This window comes from Streptomyces panaciradicis (assembly GCF_023516615.1).
In the GTDB taxonomy this organism is placed as follows: Bacteria; Actinomycetota; Actinomycetes; order Streptomycetales; family Streptomycetaceae; genus Streptomyces; species Streptomyces panaciradicis.
Genome location: NZ_JAMGBF010000006.1, coordinates 1 through 21,081, shown reverse-complemented (window position 1 = coordinate 21,081; position 21,081 = coordinate 1). Strand labels below are relative to the sequence as shown.

At 71.4% G+C, this 21,081-nt stretch carries 15 protein-coding genes; 10 read left to right on the top strand and 5 right to left on the bottom strand.

What is annotated here, in order from left to right:
- Positions 1–153 precede the first annotated feature (153 nt).
- Entirely contained in the window at positions 154–1,770 is a 1,617-nt protein-coding gene (locus M8J74_RS03220; protein WP_058925335.1) for an NADH-quinone oxidoreductase subunit NuoF family protein, read from the bottom strand.
- Complete coding sequence (locus M8J74_RS03215; protein WP_249834950.1) at positions 1,767–3,086, bottom strand: ferric reductase-like transmembrane domain-containing protein; 1,320 nt, start codon at positions 3,084–3,086, stop codon at positions 1,767–1,769. The genes M8J74_RS03220 and M8J74_RS03215 overlap by 4 nt, the downstream gene beginning before the upstream one ends.
- Positions 3,087–3,505: 419 nt before the next feature.
- Between M8J74_RS03215 and leuS the strand changes: the two genes are divergently transcribed.
- The 8 genes from leuS to holA all read left to right on the top strand — a co-directional run bounded on the left by leuS (position 3,506) and on the right by holA (position 14,313).
- Complete coding sequence (gene leuS / locus M8J74_RS03210) at positions 3,506–6,388, top strand: leucine--tRNA ligase (protein ID WP_249834949.1); 2,883 nt, start codon at positions 3,506–3,508, stop codon at positions 6,386–6,388.
- A gap of 239 nt (positions 6,389–6,627) precedes the next feature.
- Positions 6,628–7,359: a hypothetical protein gene (locus tag M8J74_RS03205; protein ID WP_249834948.1), complete on the top strand. Its 732-nt coding sequence runs from the start codon at positions 6,628–6,630 to the stop codon at positions 7,357–7,359.
- A 72-nt stretch (positions 7,360–7,431) separates the two neighbouring features.
- A complete protein-coding gene (locus tag M8J74_RS03200) occupies positions 7,432–8,277 on the top strand; it encodes a DegV family protein (protein ID WP_249834947.1) in 846 nt (281 codons plus the stop codon).
- 139 nt (positions 8,278–8,416) lie between these two features.
- On the top strand, positions 8,417–9,529 hold the full coding sequence (locus M8J74_RS03195; RefSeq protein WP_249834946.1) for a ComEA family DNA-binding protein: 1,113 nt from the start codon (positions 8,417–8,419) through the stop codon (positions 9,527–9,529).
- Positions 9,526–12,099 carry a ComEC/Rec2 family competence protein gene (locus M8J74_RS03190; RefSeq protein ID WP_249834945.1) on the top strand — a complete coding sequence of 858 codons (2,574 nt, stop codon included), beginning with the start codon at positions 9,526–9,528 and terminating at the stop codon, positions 12,097–12,099. The genes M8J74_RS03195 and M8J74_RS03190 overlap by 4 nt, the downstream gene beginning before the upstream one ends.
- A gap of 4 nt (positions 12,100–12,103) precedes the next feature.
- Positions 12,104–12,964 (top strand): arylamine N-acetyltransferase family protein, encoded by an 861-nt coding sequence (locus M8J74_RS03185; protein ID WP_249834944.1) that lies wholly within the window; start codon positions 12,104–12,106, stop codon positions 12,962–12,964.
- A gap of 29 nt (positions 12,965–12,993) precedes the next feature.
- Complete coding sequence (locus tag M8J74_RS03180; RefSeq protein WP_249834943.1) at positions 12,994–13,239, top strand: hypothetical protein; 246 nt, start codon at positions 12,994–12,996, stop codon at positions 13,237–13,239.
- Between the two features lie 84 nt (positions 13,240–13,323).
- The gene (gene holA, locus M8J74_RS03175) at positions 13,324–14,313 is read left to right on the top strand and encodes a DNA polymerase III subunit delta (RefSeq protein WP_249834942.1); all 990 of its coding nucleotides are present in this window, start codon (positions 13,324–13,326) and stop codon (positions 14,311–14,313) included.
- A 338-nt stretch (positions 14,314–14,651) separates the two neighbouring features.
- Here the strand turns inward: holA and rpsT are convergent, their stop codons facing one another.
- Positions 14,652–14,918, bottom strand: coding sequence for a 30S ribosomal protein S20 (gene rpsT, locus M8J74_RS03170; RefSeq protein ID WP_015660447.1), 267 nt, complete (start codon positions 14,916–14,918; stop codon positions 14,652–14,654).
- Between the two features lie 222 nt (positions 14,919–15,140).
- Between rpsT and lepA the strand changes: the two genes are divergently transcribed.
- Positions 15,141–17,009, top strand: coding sequence for a translation elongation factor 4 (gene lepA, locus M8J74_RS03165; RefSeq protein WP_249834941.1), 1,869 nt, complete (start codon positions 15,141–15,143; stop codon positions 17,007–17,009).
- A gap of 279 nt (positions 17,010–17,288) precedes the next feature.
- On the top strand, positions 17,289–19,163 hold the full coding sequence (locus tag M8J74_RS03160) for an AMP-dependent synthetase/ligase (protein WP_249834940.1): 1,875 nt from the start codon (positions 17,289–17,291) through the stop codon (positions 19,161–19,163).
- 49 nt (positions 19,164–19,212) lie between these two features.
- Here M8J74_RS03160 and M8J74_RS03155 read toward each other — a convergent pair whose 3' ends face one another.
- A complete protein-coding gene (locus M8J74_RS03155; protein WP_249834939.1) occupies positions 19,213–19,767 on the bottom strand; it encodes a response regulator in 555 nt (184 codons plus the stop codon).
- Positions 19,768–19,779: 12 nt separating this feature from the next.
- A partial coding sequence (locus tag M8J74_RS03150; RefSeq protein ID WP_249834938.1) for an ATP-binding protein occupies positions 19,780–21,081 on the bottom strand: 1,302 nt, incomplete at its 5' end.

Genomic DNA, 21,081 nt, shown 5'->3' with positions numbered 1-21,081 from the left:
GTTCAATTCTCCTTAGCTCCACAGCAAGATCCCGCCGGATCGTATCGATCCGGCGGGATCTTTCGTTTTTCCCTGAATCCCTTCCGGGCCGGGGGAGTTCGGAGACGCGGAAGGGCCGCCCGGTCGTCCGGGCGGCCCTTCGTGACGTGTGCCTCAGCGGCCCAGCGCGCGCCGTCCGCGGCCCTGGGAGAGGACCGGGAGGTTGCGGGACGGGGCGCGGTCCCGGGGGCTCTCCTCCTCGATGCGCAGGGCCAGCGCCGGGCAGCGGCGCACCGCGCGCAGCGCCTTGGCCTCCGCGTAGCGCGGCACCTGGGCCTGGGCGACGGTCGGGAAGCCGTCGGCGCCGAGTTCGAAGACCTCCGGGAGGATGTCGGCGCACAGCCCGTGGCCGCGGCACAGCGTCCAGTCGACGTAGATCTTCTGCCGGCTGGCTCCGCTCTGCTCGGGGGCCTCCGCACCACCGGGGAGGCCCGTGGGGGCCCTGCCCCCCTCGAAGAGCGGCAGAACGCCCTCCACGGGCCGTCCGCAGCCGTTGCCGAGGACGTGGGCGGCGAGGTCGTCGGTGAACGCCTTGATGGTCGACTCCAGGAACATCGCCGAGCCGTCCGGGTGCGAGCACGCGCCACGGCGCTTGACGTTCTTGGCGACCTGCTTGAGGGCCTCCAGGGCGGCCGGTCCGCCGCCGTTGATGATGTCCTCCATGCCGCGCGCGGCGGCGGGCAGCCCCAGGTAGCAGGGGCCGCACTGGCCGGCGCTCTCCTCGGCCAGCCACTGCGCCACCCGCAGCGACTCGCCCAGGGGGCAGGTCTCCTGACTGATCGGCAGGATGGCGCCGGCGCCCAGCGCACCGCCCACCGCGTCCAGGTTGTTGCGGGAGACGATCGCCTCGTTGACGGTCGCCGCGTCGATCCACTTGCCGTGGTAGCCGCCGGTCAGCACGCCCTGCGGGACCTGCGGGGCACCGGCGAGCTGCAGGACGTAGCGCAGCGGCACGCCCGTGGGGACCTCGATCACCATGGGGCGGGCGACCGCGCCGGAGACGGTGAGCATGACGGTGCCCGGCTCGTCGTACAGGCCGGTGTTGCCGTAGCGCTCCGGCCCGATGCGGGCGGCGATCGCCAGCTGGGCGAAGGTCTCGGCGTTCGACAGCAGGGTGGGCGCGCCGCCGACGCCGTTCTGGGAGGCGCTGACCTTACGGCCGGGCGGGATCGCCGGGCCGCCGTCGACGGAGCGGATCAGGGAGGCGGCGGCGCCGGTGACCATGCGGACCGGGTTGCGCTGCACGAACGCCTTCAGCGCCGAGCGGCGGCCGTTGCTCAGGCCGCGCTCGGCGAGGGCCGCCTCCATGGAGCGCTGCGTCGACTCACGGGTGACCCCCACCACGAGCGTGCGGGCACCCAGGGCCTCGGCGCACAGCAGCGCGCCGTCCAGGATCAGGTGCGGGGCACGGTTGATGAGCACCGTGTCCTTCCGGCAGGCCGGTTCGTCCTCGCTGCCGTTGACGACCACGACCGGCCGTACACCGCGCTTGATCGCCGCCTCGGCGACCGAGCGCAGCTTCTTGTGGAAGGGGAAGCCCGCGCCGCCGCGGCCCTTCAGGTTGATGTCCTCGGAGAGCTTGGCCAGTTGCTCGCCACCGAGGGGCTCGAGTGGTCCGTGCACCTTCAGGTGCATGGACAGGTCGAGTCGTTCCACAAGGTCGAAGCCCGACGTGAGCTGAGGAAGGCCGACCACGCGGACTTCTGGGACGTCGGGCAGGGCCTCGTTCACCTATAGCCTCCGGAAGGCGTGTTCCAAGGTTCGCCCGAGCCCGATGCGTCGAACGACTCACCGGGCCTCGCTTGATTGGCGGGACCGCTGTTGTACGTGTCGTTCTGGTTGTACGCGCCATAGCCGGTGTTCGTCTCACCGGTGTCGTACACATCACTGTTCCGGTAGGCGGCGGTGCCCGTGCTGCCGTAGGTGGGGATGTTGTTGTAGCCGGTGTCCTGCAAGGGGTCGTAGGCCGACGGGGGAGCCTCGCCGACCGGCGGGGGCGTGGGGACCGGCCAGCTGCCCGAGGTGCTGCCGTCGACCCGCGGGACGGCCGAGGTGGCCTGCATCTCCATGGGCAGGTCCATGCGCGCGGTCTGGTCGACCGTGAAGGGCTGCTGCAGGGGCTGCTGGGGCGTGACCGCGCGATAGGCGGCCGCGAAGCCGTTCGAGGGCTCCGGGGTCATGGCGCGGGAGGCGGCGGTGTCGTAGAACGCGGCCCCCGGGGCGGCCGTCGGCTGCGCGGGGGGCTGCTTCGGGGCCCGGGCGGCCTCGTAGCCCGGGAGGGAGGAGGTCTCGGTGAGGCGGGCGCGGCTGGCCTCGAGCTCGTCGCGGGCCGCCATGGGGTCGTTGCCCAGCAGTACGGCGAGACGGTCGGCGATCTTGCGCTTGACCGGGCGCGGGGCCGCGCGCAGGCCGAGCGCCGCGATGATCCCGACCAGGCACAGTTCGTAGGAGATCATGAAGAACGGCTTCGCCGGGCGCCCCGCGAACAGGCCGTGGATCACCGCGAAGCACAGCGCCGGGTAGGCGAGCATGTGCATCGCGCGCCAGCGGGCCGCGACGGGCGCCGGGGAGGCGAACTGGTTGCGCAGGGCGCCGGTGATACCGACGAAGATCATGAGGTAAGCGGCCAGGGAGCCCATGCCGATGAGGGTCGCGCTGCCCGGGTTGGCGCCGCCGGTGCCCGTCAGCACCCAGCCGAAGGGGATCAGGGCGGCGATCCAGTCGGCGTGGTCCAGGGCGAGCTTGATCCCGATGTGCACGACCAGGAAGGCGATCGAGCCCACCGCCGTCACCCGGTGGATGGCCTGGGCCACGATCCGCTGGCGGATGTTGAGCAGCAGCCTGTCCTGGGCGACCAGTCCCCAGATGCACGAGCAGGTGAGGCAGACGAGCGACAGGACGCCCGCACCGAAGTTCAGGAACTGCTGCAGCCAGCCGCCTCCGAGCAGCACGACGACGGGTATGAGCAGCAGGACGACAGCCGTCGCCACCCCGTAGGCCGACCGGCCCGGCCTGGGGAGCGAAGTGTTACTACGACGAGGGTTCATGGGGGCAACTCCGAGCAGTTTCGGGAAAGCGGTCCCGCTGCCGAACTTTAAGTGGCGCCATACCGATCGGTACGAGGTTTGAGTTATTGCGTTGTTATCAGCAGACGTTGCGATTGTGGTGATGTCCGGGTAATGGGTGTTACGCGAAGTAAGCTGCGTCCTTGATTCAGTTGTCGCCGGGAGGGGTGGCCCGGTGCCAAGGATGCATACGCAAGCGCGTCGCATCCTGCTCAAGCGCTGCGGTACCCTAACGCCATGCGTGCCGTACGCCTTCTGCTTAGCGAGCCGCGCTGATCAGTCCCGACCACCGGCGAACAGCCTGGTCGGAGTCGGCGCGGCGTCCCCTCCTGTGCGAGGGGATTTTTCGTTTCCGGAACGACGAAGCCGCTGGCAGAGACGATCGATGGAGCTTAAGGATCATGAGCGAGACGAACCCCGCTGCCGCCACTGGTATGTCGGTGGATGCCGCGCCGCACCGCTACACGGCCGCCATGGCAGCCGAGATCGAGGCACGCTGGCAGGACTTCTGGGACGCCGAGGGCACGTACGCGGCGCCGAACCCCAAGGGTGACCTGGCGGGCGACCCCGAGGTCGTCGCCCGGCCCAAGAAGTTCATCATGGACATGTTCCCCTACCCCTCCGGTGCGGGCCTGCACGTCGGCCACCCCCTGGGGTACATCGCGACCGACGTCTTCGCCCGCTTCCAGCGCATGACCGGGCACAACGTCCTGCACACCCTGGGCTTCGACGCCTTCGGCCTGCCCGCCGAGCAGTACGCGGTGCAGACCGGCACGCACCCGCGTGTCTCCACCGAGGCCAACATCCAGAACATGACGGCCCAGCTGCGCCGGCTGGGCCTGGGCCACGACAAGCGCCGGTCGTTCGCCACGATCGACCCGGACTACTACAAGTGGACCCAGTGGATCTTCCTGCAGATCTTCAACTCCTGGTACGACGACGAGGCGAACAAGGCCCGTCCGATCTCCGAGCTGATCGCCCAGTTCGAGAGCGGTGACCGGGCCGTACCGGGCCACACGCGCGCGTGGCACGAGCTGAGCGCCGGCGAGCGGGCCGACCTCCTGGGCGAGTTCCGGCTGGCCTACGCCTCCGACGCGCCGGTCAACTGGTGCCCCGGCCTGGGCACCGTGCTGGCCAACGAGGAGGTCACCGCCGACGGTCGCAGCGAGCGCGGCAACTTCCCCGTCTTCAAGGCCAAGCTGCGCCAGTGGAACATGCGCATCACCGCCTACGCCGACCGGCTGCTGGACGACCTGGAGGCGCTGGACTGGCCCGAGGCCATCAAGCTGCAGCAGCGCAACTGGATCGGCCGCAGCGAGGGCGCCCGCGTCGACTTCCCCATCGACGGCGAGAACATCACCGTCTTCACCACCCGCCCCGACACCCTGTTCGGCGCGACCTACATGGTGCTGGCGCCCGAGCACCCGCTGGTGGAGAAGTTCACCCCGGCCGCCTGGCCGGAGGGCACCCACGAGGTGTGGACCGGCGGCCACGCGACCCCGGCCGAGGCCGTCGCCGCCTACCGCGCGCAGGCCGCCGCCAAGTCCGACGTCGAGCGGCAGGCCGAGGCCAAGGACAAGACCGGCGTCTTCATCGGCTCGTACGCCACCAACCCGGTCAACGGCGAGAAGGTCCCCGTCTTCATCGCCGACTACGTCCTGATGGGCTACGGCACCGGCGCGATCATGGCCGTCCCGGCGCACGACACGCGTGACTTCGAGTTCGCGCGCGCCTTCGAGCTGCCGATCGCGTGCGTCGTCGAGCCGACCGACGGCCGCGGCACGGACACCTCCACCTGGGACGAGGCCTTCGTGTCCTACGACGCGAAGATCGTCAACTCCGCGGGCGAGGGCGTCTCGCTGGACGGCCTGGGCGTCGTCGAGGCCAAGGCGCGCATCACCGAGTGGCTGGAGCGCCGGGGCATCGGCGAGGGCACCGTCAACTTCCGCCTGCGCGACTGGCTGTTCAGCCGCCAGCGCTACTGGGGCGAGCCCTTCCCGATCGTCTACGACGAGGACGGCATCGCCCACGCGCTGCCCGAGTCGATGCTGCCGCTGGAGCTGCCCGAGGTCGAGGACTACAGCCCGCGCACCTTCGACCCGGACGACGCCGACACCCAGCCCGAGACCCCGCTGTCGCGCAACGAGGACTGGGTCAACGTCACCCTGGACCTGGGCGACGGGCCGAGGAAGTACCGGCGCGAGACCAACACCATGCCCAACTGGGCCGGTTCCTGCTGGTACGAGCTGCGCTACCTGGACCCGCACAACGCCGAGCAGCTGGTCGACCCGGAGATCGAGCAGTACTGGATGGGCCCGCGCGAGGGCCAGCCGCACGGCGGTGTCGACCTGTACGTCGGCGGCGCCGAGCACGCCGTGCTGCACCTGCTGTACGCCCGCTTCTGGTCCAAGGTCCTGTACGACCTGGGTCACGTCTCCTCCGCGGAGCCGTTCCACAAGCTGTTCAACCAGGGCATGATCCAGGCCTACGTCTACCGCGACGCCCGTGGCATCGCCGTACCGGCCGCCGAGGTGGAGGAGCGCGACGGCGCCTACTACTACCAGGGCGAGAAGGTCTCCCGGCTGCTGGGCAAGATGGGCAAGTCCCTGAAGAACGCCGTCACCCCGGACGAGATCTGCGCCGAGTACGGCGCCGACACGCTGCGCCTGTACGAGATGGCGATGGGCCCGCTGGACGTCTCCCGCCCGTGGGACACGCGCGCGGTGGTCGGCCAGTTCCGGCTGCTGCAGCGGCTGTGGCGCAACATCGTCGACGAGGCGACCGGTGAGGTGACCGTCACCGACGCCGAGCCCGACGAGGAGACGCTGCGCGCCCTGCACAAGGCGATCGACGGCGTGCGCGGCGACCTGGAGGGCATGCGGTTCAACACCGCGATCGCCAAGGTCACCGAGCTGAACAACCACCTGACCAAGGCGGGCGGGGCGGTGCCGCGCGCGGTCGCCGAGCCGCTGGTGCTGCTGGTCGCCCCGCTGGCCCCGCACATCGCCGAGGAGCTGTGGCGCAGGCTGGGCCACACCGGCTCCGTCGTCCACCGGGACTTCCCCGTCTCCGACCCGCGGTACGTCGTGGACGAGGCCGTGACCTGCGTGGTGCAGATCAAGGGCAAGGTCAAGGCGCGCCTGGAGGTGCCGCCGTCCATCTCCGAGGAGGAGCTGGAGAAGATCGCCCTGGCCGACGAGAAGGTCGTCGCGGCGCTGGAGGGGGCCGGCATCCGCAAGGTGATCGTGCGGGCGCCGAAGCTGGTCAACATCGTTCCGGCTTAGGCCGCGGCGGCCGCGAGAATCGGGGGCCCCTGGCCGTGTGTCGCGGGGGGTGCCCCCCTGACCGTGAGCCTCTGGGGGTGGTCCCCTGGTCGTGCGTCTCGGGGTGGTCTCCTGGCCACGTGTCTCGGGGTGGTCCCCTACGGGCAGGTTCGGGGTTCTTCTGGAACTCCGGGCCTGCCCGTCTCGTTTACCGTGGAAGGAGACGCGGAACAGGCCGCGCAGGCCGGAGGAGGAGCACGGTGGAAGCAGTGATCGCGGTCTTCGTCCTGCTTGTCGTCCTCTTCCTGGCGCTGGGCACCTACGCGGCGGTGAAGGCCGTCGGCGCCGCCAAGCGCGGCATGGACCGCACCATCGACCAGGCCCGGCGCACGGTCGAGGACCACACACTGCGGGCCAAGACGTTCGTGCCCGGCCCCGTGAGCGACGTCGCCCAGCTGCGCCTGAAACTGCGCACCTCCATGCGGGCCACGCAGGACGCGCTGGACGCGGGCGCGCCCGAGGACGAGTCGCTCAAGGAGTCCCTGCAGCTCTTCCGGCGCCTGAGCGCACACGGCCACGAACTGGACGGCGAGCTCAAGCGCCTGGAGTCCGATCCCGACCGGGCCACGCTCGCCCAGCGGCTGCCCGACCTGCGCGCCCGCACCGAGCGCATCACGCAGTCGGCGGACTCCCTGCGCTGGGCGGCCCGCGACCGGGCCCGCCGTTTCGCCGACGACGACCTGGACACGCTGAGCGCGCAGATCGACGTCGAGGCCGGCGCCCTGCGGCACTGGACGAAGGACGAGCCGTCCGCCGTCCCGCCGCCCTGGCCCGAGGTCCCCGAGGCCGAAGGCGAAGCGGCTCGGCAGACCTGGCCGAACACGCCCCGGTCCGCACCGGACGAGGAACCCACACGGGCCGCCATCACCCCGCCCGCCCCGCGCCCCACCTACCCATGGCAGAAGAAAACCCGCCCCGAGAGCACCACTTGATCCGGTCAAGGACGTACCAGGTGAGAGGGGCCGGGCTGCCCTCCGGCCGCTACGCCAGGTAACCTCCAGCTCATGTCCCGCCATGTCGCGATCGTCACCGATTCAACGGCCTACCTGCCGCCCCGGACGATGGAGCGCCACGGCATCACAGCGGTCCCCCTGACCGTGGTCCTCGGCGACCAGGCCCTGGACGAGGGCACCGAGATCTCCACCCGTTCGCTGGCCCAGGCGTTGCAGAGGCGACGCCCCGTCACCACCTCGCGGCCCAGCCCCCGGCTCTTCGCCGACACCTACCGCAAGGTCGCCGAGTCCGGCGCGTGCGGCATCGTCTCCCTCCACTTGTCCGCCGAACTGTCGGGCACCTACGACGCGGCGGTCCTCGCGGCGCGCGAGGCGCCGGTGCCGGTGCGGGTGGTGGACACCGGGACGGTCGCGATGGCCCTCGGATTCTGCGCGCTCGCCGCGGCCGAAGTGGCGGAGGCCGGCGGCACGGTGGACGAGGCCGTCACCGCCGCGGAGAAACGGGCGTCGGGCACGTCCGCCTACTTCTACGTCGACACCCTCGACTACCTGCGCCGCGGCGGCCGGATCGGCGCCGCGCAGGCACTGCTGGGTTCCGCTCTCGCCGTCAAACCCCTGCTGCAGCTGGACGGCGGCCGTATCGAGCTGCTGGAGAAGGTCCGGACGGCGTCGAGGGCGATCGCCCGTCTCGAGGAGATCGCCGCCGACCGCGCCGGCAGTGCGAAGGTCGACATCGCCGTCCACCATCTCGCCGCCCCCGAGCGGGCGGCGGCCCTGGCGGACCGGCTGCGGGCACGGGTGCCCTCGGTGGGCGACCTGCACGTGAGCGAGGTCGGGGCGGTGATCGGGGCACACACCGGGCCCGGGCTGCTGGGGGTCGTGGTCTCACCGAGGTGAGAGGCAGTCGCCGCCTGGTCCGTCGGTGGGAGGGGGCCGGCTCACTCGTGCGGGTGATGAAGATATCCACAACCGGCCGGTAGTCCACGGGAATTGAGCAAGATCATCGCGGTGGCGGTGGATGTCCCATCCTCGTCGCATGGCACTTCGATCACGTACACGCACAGCGACCGCGACCAGTGGGCCGGGGCGCGCCCCCGCTTCCGACGGACGCGTCCGGCACCGCCGCGCGCCGCTGCGGGGCCGGTCCGGGCATCAGCACGCGTCGGCGGAACTCCGGCGGCGTGCACAGCTGTTGTTCCCCGAACGCGCCCCTGATGGTGGGGAGTCGGGAGCGGGGCCGCCGACCGGGCCCACGGACGAGGCCTACGAGCGGGACCTGGTTCCGGTACCGGAGGCGCGGGACGGTCTGCCGGCTGAGGGAGCGGCTGGGGAACCGGGGTCTCCGTGGCCGTGGGAGCCTGGGCCTTCGCGGGAGCCGGGGCCTTCGCGGGAACCGGAGCCTCGTCCGGCTGGGGATGCCTGGCGGGCGCGCGCCGGACTGGCCGTCCGGGAGCGGCTGCCGCTGTGGCTGCAGACCAGGTGCGGGCTGGAGCGGCGGAGCGTCGTGGCCCTCTCCGTACTGCTCGTCGTCACCGCCGTGCTCGCCGTGCAGCACTTCTGGGCCGGCCGGACACAGTCCGTGCGGGCGCCCGAAGTGGTGCGGGCGGCGCTGCCGTTCGGCGCGGGCAAGACGAACGGGCGGCCCGAGCCCGGGGCTTCGACTTCGACCGGGGCGGCGGGCCCTGGGGGAACGGCCGTGGGCGGGGCCGAGATCGTCGTGGACGTCAGTGGCAAGGTCCGCAGGCCCGGCATCCACCGCCTGCCGCCCGGCTCACGGGTCACCGACGCGCTGCGGGCCGCCGGGGGCGTGCGGCCCGGCACCGATCTCCAGGGACTCAACCGGGCACGCTTCCTCGTCGACGGGGAGCAGGTGATCGTCGGAGGTCCCGCTGCCCCCGCCCCGGCTCCCGGACCTGCCGGCCCGGTCGCGGGAGGCCCGGCCGGCGCGGCAGCCGCGGCCCCCGTCTCCCTCAACACGGCGACCGCGGAACAGCTCGACACCCTGCCCGGGGTCGGCCCGGTGCTTGCCCAGCACATCGTCGACTACCGCACGCGGCACGGCGGTTTCCGCAGCGTCGACGAACTGCGCGAGGTCAACGGCATCGGTGACCGCCGGTTCGCCGATCTACGCAACCTGGTCCGGCCATGACGGGGCGTCGAGTGGATGCGGGAGACGCCGGCGTCGCACCCCGCGACCCTGTCCGGCCGGCCGTCCACGCCGCCTCGGGGAAACGCCTCGGGGCCGCCCATCCCCGGCAGGAAGGGCCGACGGACCTACGCCTCGTGCCGCCCGCCCTCGCCGCCTGGGCCACGGCGGCGCTCATGCTCGGCGCGACCTCCGCGTGGGTCGCGGGTGTCGCCGTCGGCTGTCTGAGTGCGGCGGTGATCCTCCTGGGGGTGCGGATGCGCCGGAGGAGGGCACGTGCCGGCTCGGCGGCGCAGGGGGCGTGGCCGCGGATCTCCGTCGCCGCCGTGCTGCTCTGCGTCGCCGCGGCCGCCGTCTCCGCCGGACTGCACGGAGCCGATGTGCGACGCGGCCCCGTGCCCGAGCTGGCCCGGCGGTACGCGATGGTGACCGCCGACGTCGAGGTGACCGCCGATCCACGGCCGACCCGGCCCCGGATCAGAGGGGATCACGCCGCCCCGGCCTCCGTCCTGGTCGAGGGCGAGGTGCGACGGGTGCGGGAGGGCGACGGGACGTCGGTGGTGACGAGGACGCCGGTGCTGGTGATCGTCCCGGCGGGACCGCCCGGCGGGGTGGGGCCCACTTCCAGGGGCCGGGCGCGGTCTCCCTGGCTGGAGTTGCTGCCCTCCACGCGGGTGCGTGTCGAGGCGCGGATGGCTCCGGCGCTGGTGGGCGGGGACCGGATCGCGGGGGTGCTGCGGGTGCGGGGGCGGGCCGCTCCGGACGTGGTGGGCGGCCCGTCGGGGGCGCAGCGGTTCGCGGGCCGGTTGCGGGCCGGGCTGCGGGAGGCGACCGACGGACTGCCGGCGGACGCGCGGGCCCTGCTGCCCGGCCTCGTCGTCGGGGACACCTCGCGCATCACACCGGAGCTGGACGAGGCGTTCAAGGAGACCGACCTGGCGCACACCCTCGCCGTGTCGGGAAGCAACCTGACGATCATCCTCGCTCTGCTGATCGGGCCGCCGGGCATGGCGCGACTGGTGGAGCGGCGGGGGCTCGCACCCCGGCTGGGCATTCCGCTGCGGGCGACCGCGGTGCTCGGCGGGGGCCTCACGCTCGGCTTCGTCATCGTGTGCAGACCGGATCCGAGCGTGCTGCGGGCCGCGGCCTGCGGGGCCGTGGTGCTCCTGGCCCTGGCGACCGGGCGCCGCAGGTCCCTGATCCCGGCGCTGGCGACGGCCGTGCTGCTGCTCGTCCTCTACGACCCCTGGCTCGCCCGCAGTTACGGCTTCCTGCTCTCGGTGCTGGCCACCGGCGCGCTGCTCACCCTCGCCCCCCGGTGGAGCGAGGCGCTGCGGCGGCACCGGGTTCCGCCGCGGCTGGCCGAAGGACTCGCCGCGGCGGCCGCCGCCCAGGCGCTGTGCGCGCCGGTCGTCGCCGTACTGTCGGCGCGGGTGAGCCTGGTGGCGGTGCCGTGCAATCTGCTCGCGGAGGTCGCCGTGGCGCCGGCCACGGTGCTGGGCTTCGCGGCGCTGGCGACGGCGCCGGTGGCGATGCCGGTGGCCGAGGTGCTGGCGTGGGGCGCGAGTTGGCCGGCGGGGTGGATCGCCCGGATCGCACGGACCGGGGCCGCGTTGCCGGGTGGGGGAGTGGACTGGCCGGGCAGTTGGGCAGGGGCGCTGCTGCTGGCCCTGGTCACGGTGGTCGTGCTGCTCGTCGGCCGGCGGCTGCTGAGGCATCCGTGGCTGTGCGTGCTGTGCCTGACGCTGCTCGTGCTGGTGGTGGTGCAGCCGCCACCGCTGACCAGGGTGATCACGGGCTGGCCGCCTCCCGGCTGGCGGTTCGCAGTGTGCGACGTGGGCCAGGGGGATGCGACGGTGCTCGCGGCCGGGCCGGGCAGCGGGGTGGTCGTGGACGCCGGACCGGACCCCGAGCTCGTCGACCACTGCCTGCGCACGCTGGGCATCACGAGGATTCCGCTCGTCGTGCTCACCCACTTCCACGCCGATCACGCGGCCGGACTGCCCGGTGTGCTGCGGGGGCGTTCTGTCGGGGCGATCGAGACGACAGGCCTGGAGGAGCCCGCGGACCAGGTCGCGTTCGTGCGCGGTCGGGCCTCGGCGCGGCACATCCCGGTCACCCGTGCCGTCGCCGGGGAGCAGCGGCGCACCGGCACGCTGTCCTGGCAGGTGCTGTGGCCCCCGGCGGACGCGGCACCGGAGCAGGACGGGCCGAACGACGCCAGTGTCGCCCTGCTCGTCCGCTCGGCGGGCTTGCGGCTGCTGCTGCTCGGGGATCTCGAACCACCGGCCCAGCAGGCCCTGTTGCGGTCCCCGCAGGGTGCGCTGCTGGGTGGGGTGGACGTCCTCAAGGTCGCTCATCACGGCTCCGCGTACCAGGACCCGGAACTGATACGCCGGGTGGCGCCGCGGGTCGCGTTGATCAGCTGCGGGGAGGACAACCCGTACGGGCATCCCGCGCCCGGCACCGTGGCGGCGCTGCGGGCCCTGGGGGCGGTGGTGCTGCGGACCGACCGGGACGGGGCGCTCGCCGTCACGGACTCCGGCGGGCGGCTGAGCGTGGCGCGAGACTGAGGGCATGAACTCCTCACAGGTCGATGCCTACCTCCGCCGGCTGGGAGTCGAGCACCCGGAGCACCCGGAGCACCCGGAGCACCCGGAGCACCCGGAGCCCCCGGCCGACGCCGACGCCACCACCGACTGCCCTGTTACCGACCCCACCGCCGCCGTGTTGCGCGCGTTGCAGCTGCGTCATCTGCGGACCGTGCCCTTCGAGAACCTCTCCGTCCACCTGGGCGAGGAGATCGTGCTGGAGGAGGAGCGGCTGTGGGACAAGGTGGTGGGGGCGCGGCGGGGCGGCTTCTGCTACGAGCTCAACGGTGCCTTCGCCGCGCTGCTGGGCGCGTTGGGGTTCGAGGTCACGCTGCTCGCGGCGCGGGTGCACGGGGGCGAGGGGCGGCTGGGGATCCCGTACGACCATCTCGCGCTGCGGGTGCGGGCGGTGGACGGGAGCGAGTGGCTGGCGGACGTCGGGTTCGGGGCGTTCAGTCACTTCCCGCTGGCGTTCGGGGAGAGGGGCGAGCAGGAGGATCCCGGCGGGGTGTTCCGGATCGTCGAGAGGGGGCCGGACCTGGACGTCCTCATGAACGGGGAGCCGCAGTACCGGCTGGAGACGCGGCCGCGTGAACTCGGTGACTTCGTGGCCGGGGCGTGGTGGCACAGCACCTCACCGGCCTCCCACTTCGTGCGGTCTCTGGTGTGTTCGAGGGTGACGGAGGACGGAGGGCGGATCACGCTCGGCGGGCGCACGTTGAAGGTGACGGGAGGCGACGGGCGGCGCGAGGAGCGCGAGTTGGGCACGGACGAGGAAGTGCTCACGGTGTACCGGGAGACGTTCGGGATCGAGCTGGGGCGGGTGCCGGCTGTGCGCGGGGACTGAGCTCCGGCCGGGTGGCCGAGAATGGGCGGGTGAGCGATGTGAGACATGTGCTGGTGCTGCCCGACCGGGATGCCGCCGAGGAGGCGGCCGAGGCGCTGCGGGAGCGGTTCGGGGTCGGGGAGGAGCCGCAGCTCGTGCGGGACGCGCTGGCCGGTGAGGACGACGCCGAGGACGCGCAGTGGCTTCTCGTCCTGCGGGACGAGGAGGGGCGGCTGGACCCCGGGGAGCTGGACGCGTTCGCGGGGGAGTGGGAGGGGTGGCGGGAGGAGCCGTAGCCGCGGACCCCGCGCTGGGGTCTCCGGCCGCGGGGCGGACCTGCGCGGGACGTGTTGTCAGTGGTGCGTGCCATGCTTGACGCGATGGCCAAGAAGACTGCGAATGACGACCCTCTCGCCCCGGTGACGCTCGCCGTGGGCCAGGAGGACCTGCTGCTCGACCGGGCCGTGCGGGAGGTGGTGGTCGCGGCGAGGGCCGCCGACGCCGACACGGACGTACGTGACCTGACCTCGGACCAGTTGCAGCCCGGCACCCTCGCCGAGCTGACCAGCCCGTCGCTCTTCTCGGAGCGCAAGGTCGTGGTCGTACGCAACGCGCAGGATCTGTCGGCCGACACGATCAAGGACGTGAAGGCGTACCTCGGGTCGCCGGCCGAGGAGATCACCCTCGTGCTGCTGCACGCGGGGGGCGCCAAGGGCAAGGGGCTTCTCGACGCCGCCCGGAAGGCCGGGGCGCGGGAGGTCGCCTGCCCGAAGATGACCAAGCCGGCGGACCGGCTGGCCTTCGTGCGCGGGGAGTTCCGGACGACCGGGAGGGCCGCGACGCCCGAGGCGTGCCAGGCGCTGGTCGATGCCATCGGAAGCGATCTGCGGGAGCTGGCGTCTGCCGTGTCCCAGCTGGTCGCCGACGTCGAGGGGACCATCGACGAGGCGGTCGTGGGGCGCTACTACACCGGGCGGGCGGAGGCGTCGAGCTTCACCGTGGCCGACCGCGCCGTGGAGGGGCGGGCGGCGGAGGCGCTGGAGGCGCTGCGGTGGTCGCTGGCCACGGGGGTCGCTCCGGTGATGATCACCAGCGCGCTGGCGCAGGGGGTGCGGGCGATCGGCAAGCTGTCGTCGGCGCGCGGGGGGCGGCCGGCGGACCTGGCGCGGGAGCTGGGGATGCCGCCGTGGAAGATCGACCGGGTGCGGCAGCAGATGCGGGGGTGGACGCCGGACGGGGTCGCCGTCGCGCTGCGGGCCGTGGCGGAGGCGGACGCGGGGGTGAAGGGCGGGGGCGATGATCCCGAGTACGCGTTGGAGAAGGCCGTGGTGACGATCGCGCGGGCTGCGCGGTCGCGCGGGCGGGCGTGAGGTCGGGCTCCGCGGCGTCGGCGGGGGCTGGGCGCCGTTGCTGGGGGCTCCGCCCTCAGGCCCCCGTTCGGCCCTGAACGGGCCTCGTCCTCAAACGCCGGACGGGCTGGGAGAACGCGGCCTCGTCCGTGAGCTACCTCCCAGCCCCACCCCCGCCACAACGAACGAAAGACCCCGTTCCACCCTGGGGAAGGGTGGGACCGGGGTCTTCGGTTCGAGCTGGTGAGCCTGTACCCGCGTGGCGAACGCAGGCCGCGTACAGGCTCTGGGTGCCGGACGGGAGCGGATGAGAGAGGGCCCGCTCTGGGTCCCTCCGGCGGTCAGATCAAAGGAAGGTGTCAGCCCTTGAGGGACGCGACCTTGGAAGCAAGCGCCGACTTCTTGTTGGCGGCCTGGTTCTTGTGGATGACGCCCTTCGAGACGGCCTTGTCGAGCTGACGCGCGGCAGCGCGCTGGTACTCGGTGGCCTTCTCGACGTCACCCGCGGCAGCGGCCTCGCGGGCCTTGCGGATCGCGGTCTTCAGGGAGGACTTGACGGCCTTGTTGCGCAGCCGGGCCTTCTCGTTGGTCTTGATCCGCTTGATCTGGGACTTGATGTTCGCCACTGATTGAGCCTTTTCAGGTTCAGGCACGGGACCGCACGGGACCCGGGCCAGGTGATTTTCTGAGGTGCGCCTCGCGCTGAGAGGGCATGAGGCACAGCCACCCAGGCTACCAGTGGCCCGGCCGACGGCCCAAAACGGTCCCCGGTCGCCCGTCGTGGGACCATGGAGCCTACGTATCGATCCGACCCGAGGCATAAGGCGCCTCAAGAGACAGGACCCTGCGTGCCCGCGACCCCTAACAATGTGCCCGAGCCGAGCCGTACCGACCCGGCTCTGATCCGCAATTTCTGCATCATCGCGCACATCGACCACGGCAAGTCCACGCTCGCCGACCGGATGCTCCAGCTGACCGGCGTCGTCGAGCAGCGCCAGATGCGTGCCCAGTACCTCGACCGCATGGACATCGAGCGCGAGCGCGGCATCACGATCAAGTCCCAGGCGGTGCGGTTGCCGTGGGCCCCGACCCACGACAAGAGCAACACGCACATCCTCAACATGATCGACACCCCGGGGCACGTCGACTTCACCTACGAGGTCTCGCGGTCGCTCGCCGCCTGCGAGGGGACCATCCTCCTCGTCGACGCCGCCCAGGGCATCGAGGCGCAGACCCTCGCCAACCTCTACCTGGCGATGGAGAACGACCTCACGATCATCCCCGTGCTCAACAAGATCGACCTGCCGGCCGCGCAGCCCGAGAAGTTCGCGGAGGAGCTGGCGAACCTGGTCGGCTGCGACCCCGAGGACGTGCTCAGGGTGTCCGCCAAGACCGGTGTGGGCGTCGACGCGCTGCTGGACAAGGTGGTCAGGGAGATTCCGGCGCCGGTCGGCGTCAAGGACGCTCCGGCCCGCGCCATGATCTTCGACTCCGTCTACGACTCCTACCGCGGTGTCGTGACGTACGTCCGTGTCATCGACGGTCAGCTCAACAAGCGTGAGCGGATCAAGATGATGTCGACCGGCGCGACCCACGAGCTGCTGGAGATCGGGACGAACTCGCCCGAGATGCTGGGCGCGGACGGTCTGGGCGTCGGTGAGGTGGGTTACCTCATCACCGGTGTGAAGGACGTGCGGCAGTCCAAGGTCGGTGACACCGTCACCAGCCAGGCGAAGGGCGCGACCGAGGCGCTCGGCGGCTACAAGGACCCCAAGCCGATGGTCTTCTCGGGGCTGTATCCGCTGGACGGCTCCGACTACCCGGAGCTGCGCGAGGCCCTCGACAAGCTCCAGCTCAACGACGCCGCGCTCGTCTACGAGCCGGAGACCTCGGCCGCGCTCGGCTTCGGCTTCCGCGTCGGCTTCCTGGGGCTGCTGCACCTGGACGTGATCCGGGAGCGGCTGGAGCGCGAGTTCGGGCTCGACCTGATCGCGACCGCGCCGAACGTGGTCTACCGGGTCGTGATGGAGGACGGCAGCGAGCACATCGTCACCAACCCGAGCGAGTTCCCCGAGGGGAAGATCAACGAGGTGTACGAGCCCGTCGTACGGGCCACGATCCTCGCGCCGACCGAGTTCATCGGTTCGATCATGGAGCTGTGCCAGACCCGGCGCGGCACCCTCCTCGGCATGGACTACCTGTCCGAGGACCGGGTCGAGATCCGCTACACGCTGCCGCTCGCGGAGATCGTCTTCGACTTCTTCGACCAGCTGAAGTCCAAGACCCGCGGCTACGCCTCGCTGGACTACGAGCCCACGGGCGAGCAGACCTCCAGCCTGGTCAAGGTCGACATCCTGCTGCACGGCGACAAGGTGGACGCGTTCTCCGCGATCACGCACAAGGACGCGGCCTACGCCTACGGTGTGCGGCTCGTCGCCAAGCTGCGCGAGCTCATCCCGCGGCAGGCCTTCGAGGTGCCCATCCAGGCCGCCATCGGCTCGCGGGTCATCGCCCGCGAGACCATCCGCGCCATCCGCAAGGACGTCCTCGCCAAGTGCTACGGCGGTGACATCTCCCGTAAGCGGAAGCTGCTGGAGAAGCAGAAGGAGGGCAAGAAGCGGATGAAGATGGTGGGTTCCGTGGAGGTTCCGCAGGAGGCCTTCATCGCCGTGCTGAGCAGCGATGACAGCGTGGGGTCGGCCAAGAGCAAGAAGTAACCACGGGTAACCGAGGCTCACGTCCGCAAACCGGGCACAACAGGGGCCCGTCGTGCGAAAGCGTGACGGGCCCCTACGCGTGCGTAGGGTCGCTCTCTGTAGGAAGTGACAGGCCGTGGCCCCTTACGAACCGGCCGGTCGGGCTCTACCCTGATCTCTGCTCGATGGTTACTCGCGAGTTAAACAACGGCTCGCGAGCGAGCCAGCCGTAGTAAGACCGCCGCAGCCAATACCGCCGCTTTTGAGCCAGCCGCACAGTCGCGGGCCCCGGAGGATGTCGTGAGCGACACACAGACCCTGATCGAGAACCGTCCGCCGAGCGTGGCGAACCTCTTCCTGGAGCGCGCCGCGGCCACCCCGGACGCGGAGGCCTACCGCTATCCCGTGCCATCGGCCTCGGGTCAGGGCCCGGACGAGTGGAAGTCGCTGACCTGGGCCGAGGCGGCCGAGCAGGTGTACGCGATCGCCGCCGGCCTGATCGAGCTGGGCGTACAGCCCGAGCAGCGGGTCGCGCTCGCGTCCTCCACCCGCGTGGAGTGGCTGCTGGCCGACCTGGGCATCATGTGCGCCGGCGCGGCGACCACCACGGTCTACCCGCAGACCAACGCCGACGAGTCGGCGTTCATCCTCTCCGACTCCGAGAGCCGGGTGCTGATCGCCGAGGACGCGGCCCAGCTCGCGAAGGTCGTCGAGAAGCGCGCCGAGCTGCCCGCCCTCACGCACGTCGTCGTGATCGACGCCGCGGGCGTGGAGACCGGTGACTGGATCCTCACCCTCGCCGAGCTGGAGGCCCGGGGCGCCGCGCGGCTGGAGAAGGACCCCGAGCTGATCCGGGAGCGGGTCGGTTCCATCACCAGGGACCAGCTCGCCACGCTGATCTACACCTCCGGCACCACCGGCCGCCCCAAGGGCGTGCGGCTCGCGCACGACAGCTGGTCGTACATGGCCAAGGCGATCTCCGCGACCGGCCTGGTCGGCCCGGACGACGTGCAGTACCTGTGGCTGCCGCTCGCGCACGTCTTCGGCAAGGTGCTCACCTCCGGGCAGATCGAGGTCGGCCACGTCACCGCCGTGGACGGCCGCGTCGACAAGATCATCGAGAATCTGCCGGTCGTGCAGCCCACGTACATGGCCGCCGTGCCGCGGATCTTCGAGAAGGTCTACAACGGGGTCGCCGCGAAGGCCCGTGCGGGCGGCGGCGCCAAGTACAAGATCTTCCAGTGGGCCGCGGAGGTCGCCCGCGAGTACGCGAAGGTGGCCCAGGACAACTTCCGCCGCACCGGGACGGCCTCGGTGCCGTTCGCGCTGGGCGCCAAGCACAAGGCGGCAGACGCGCTGGTGTACGCGAAGATCCGTGAGGCGTTCGGCGGGAACCTGCGGGCCTGCGTCTCCGGTTCGGCGGCGCTCGCGCCCGAGATCGGCTACTTCTTCTCCGGCGCCGGCATCCACATCCTCGAGGGGTACGGCCTGACGGAGTCCTCCGCGGCCTCCTTCGTCAACCCGGGCGAGGCCTACCGCACCGGCACCGTCGGCAAGCCGCTGCCCGGCACGGAGGTGCGCATCGCGGAGGACGGCGAGATCCTGCTGCGCAGCCCCGGCATCATGCAGGGCTACCACGGGCTGCCCGAGAAGACCGCCGAGGTGCTGGAGCCGGACGGCTGGTTCCACACCGGCGACATCGGCGAGCTCTCGCCCGACGGGTACCTGCGCATCACCGACCGCAAGAAGGACCTCATCAAAACGTCCGGCGGCAAGTACATCGCGCCCGCCGAGGTCGAAGGGCAGTTCAAGGCGGTGTGCCCGTACGTGTCCAACATCCTGGTGCACGGCGCCGACCGGAACTTCTGCACGGCGCTGATCGCGCTGGACGAGCCGTCCATCCTGGAGTGGGCCAAGGAGAACGGCCTGGAGGGCAGGTCCTACGCCGACGTCGTCGCCGCGCCGGCCACGGTCGCCATGGTCGAGGGCTACGTCAAGGAGCTCAACGCGGGCCTGCAGAAGTGGCAGACCATCAAGAAGTTCCGCCTCCTGCCGCGCGACCTCGACGTCGAGCACGGCGAGATCACCCCGAGCCTGAAGCTGAAGCGCCCGGTGGTGGAACGGGAGTACAAGCACTTGATCGACGAGATGTACGCGGGCACGCGCGAGGCGTAGTACGGCACCTCCCGCGTGAGGCGTAGGGCGGCGGCACCCCGTACCCGCCTCACGTCGGGTGGTTGCCGGGGAACAGGCGGCGTAGCTCCCGGATCTGGGCGTGCAGGCGGTCCAGGTCCGGGGGGTGGTCCGCGGTGAACTCCTCCTCCAGTTCGGCCAGCCGCCGGCCGAGTTGGCCGTGCAGCCGCTCCAGCTGCTGGTTCTTGCGGTGCAGGTCCAGGAAGACGGTGACCTTGGCCCGTAACACCCAGGGGTCGAACGGCTTGGTCAGATAGTCCGCCGCCCCGGTGGCGTACCCGCGGAAGGCGTAGCCGGAGTCGTCGTCCGCGCCGGTCAGGAAGATGATCGGGACGTCCTTGGTCTGGTCGAGCCGTTTGATGTTGGCGGCCGTCTCGAAGCCGTCCATGCCGGGCATCCGGACGTCGAGCAGGACCAGGGCGAACCGCTGCCGCAGCAGCGCCTTCATCGCCTCCTCGCCCGAACGGGCCCGTACCAGAGGCTCGTTGAGGGACCCCAGGACGGCCTCCAGGGCGATCAGGTTGTCCTCCATGTCGTCGACGAGGAGGATGCTGGCGCGCTCGTGGCCGGCTGCCTCAAGGCTCATGGTGACCGTGCCTCATTCGGTTTCGGGTGTCGGTGCGGCCGCCGCCTCCTCGGGGCCGGCCTGTTCCGCGTCCCGCGCGCTCTCCGGATCCAGCAGACCGCACACGACGGTCAGCAGCTGGTCGACGTCCACCGGCTTCGGTACGTAGTCGTTCGCGCCCCGTGCGATGGACTTCTCCCGGTCGCCGGGCATCGCCTTCGCGGTGAGCGCGACGATCGGCAGTCCGGTCCAGCGCGGGGCGCTGCGGATGGCGGAGATCGTCTCGTAGCCGTCCATCTCCGGCATCATGATGTCCATCAGGACCAGTTCGACGTCCGGGTTGCGTTCCAGGGTCTCGATGCCCTCGCGGCCGTTCTCCGCGTAGAGCACCGGCATGCCGACGCGGCCGAGGACATGGGTGAGGGCGAAGACGTTGCGGATGTCGTCGTCGACGATCAGCACGCGCCGTCCCGGCAGGACCTGACCGGCGCGGCCCGCCTTCCAGGCCTCCAGCTTGGTGGGGGCGGGCCAGGAGTCGTCCACGTCGTGCGTGGTCGTGAACGGCTCGGCCGCGAGCTGCTCGGGCACCGGCAGCGGACGGTTCTCGGCGACCGGTCCCGTCGCCGGATGGCCGGGGCTGACGACGGGGACGTAGAGCGTGAAGGTGGAGCCCTCGCCGGGTTCGCTCTCGGCGACGATCCGCCCGCCCAGCAGGCCCGCGATCTCCCGGCTGATGGACAGGCCGAGGCCGGTGCCGCCGTACTTGCGGTTGGTGGTGCCGTCGGCCTGCTGGAACGCCTCGAAGATCACCGGGAGTTTCTCCGGCGCGATGCCGATGCCGGTGTCCGAGACCGCGAAGGCGATCACCTGGTCGCTGCCGTGGACTCCGCCACTCTCGGCTTCGCTCGAGCGGGGGGACCCCCCTCGGTGCTCGGGGTCCTGGACCCTGTTGACCCGCAGCTCCACCCGGCCGCTCGCGGTGAACTTGATCGCGTTGGAGAGCAGGTTGCGCAGGATCTGCTGCAGGCGCTGCTCGTCCGAGTACATCTCGCGCGGCACGTCCTCGCCGACCGCCACCTCGAAGGCGAGCCCGCGGTCCAGGGTGAGCGGGCGGAAGGTGGCGTGGACGTAGTCCAGGAGCTTGATCAGCGGCAGCTTCTTCGGGCGTACGTCCATCCGGCCGGCCTCGATCTTCGACAGGTCCAGGATGTCGTTGATCAGCTGCAGCAGGTCGGAGCCGGAGCGGTGGATCGTCGTGGCGAACTGCACCTCCTGGTCCGAGAGATGGCCGTCGGGGTTGTCCGACAGCAGGCGGGCCAGGATCAGCAGGGAGTT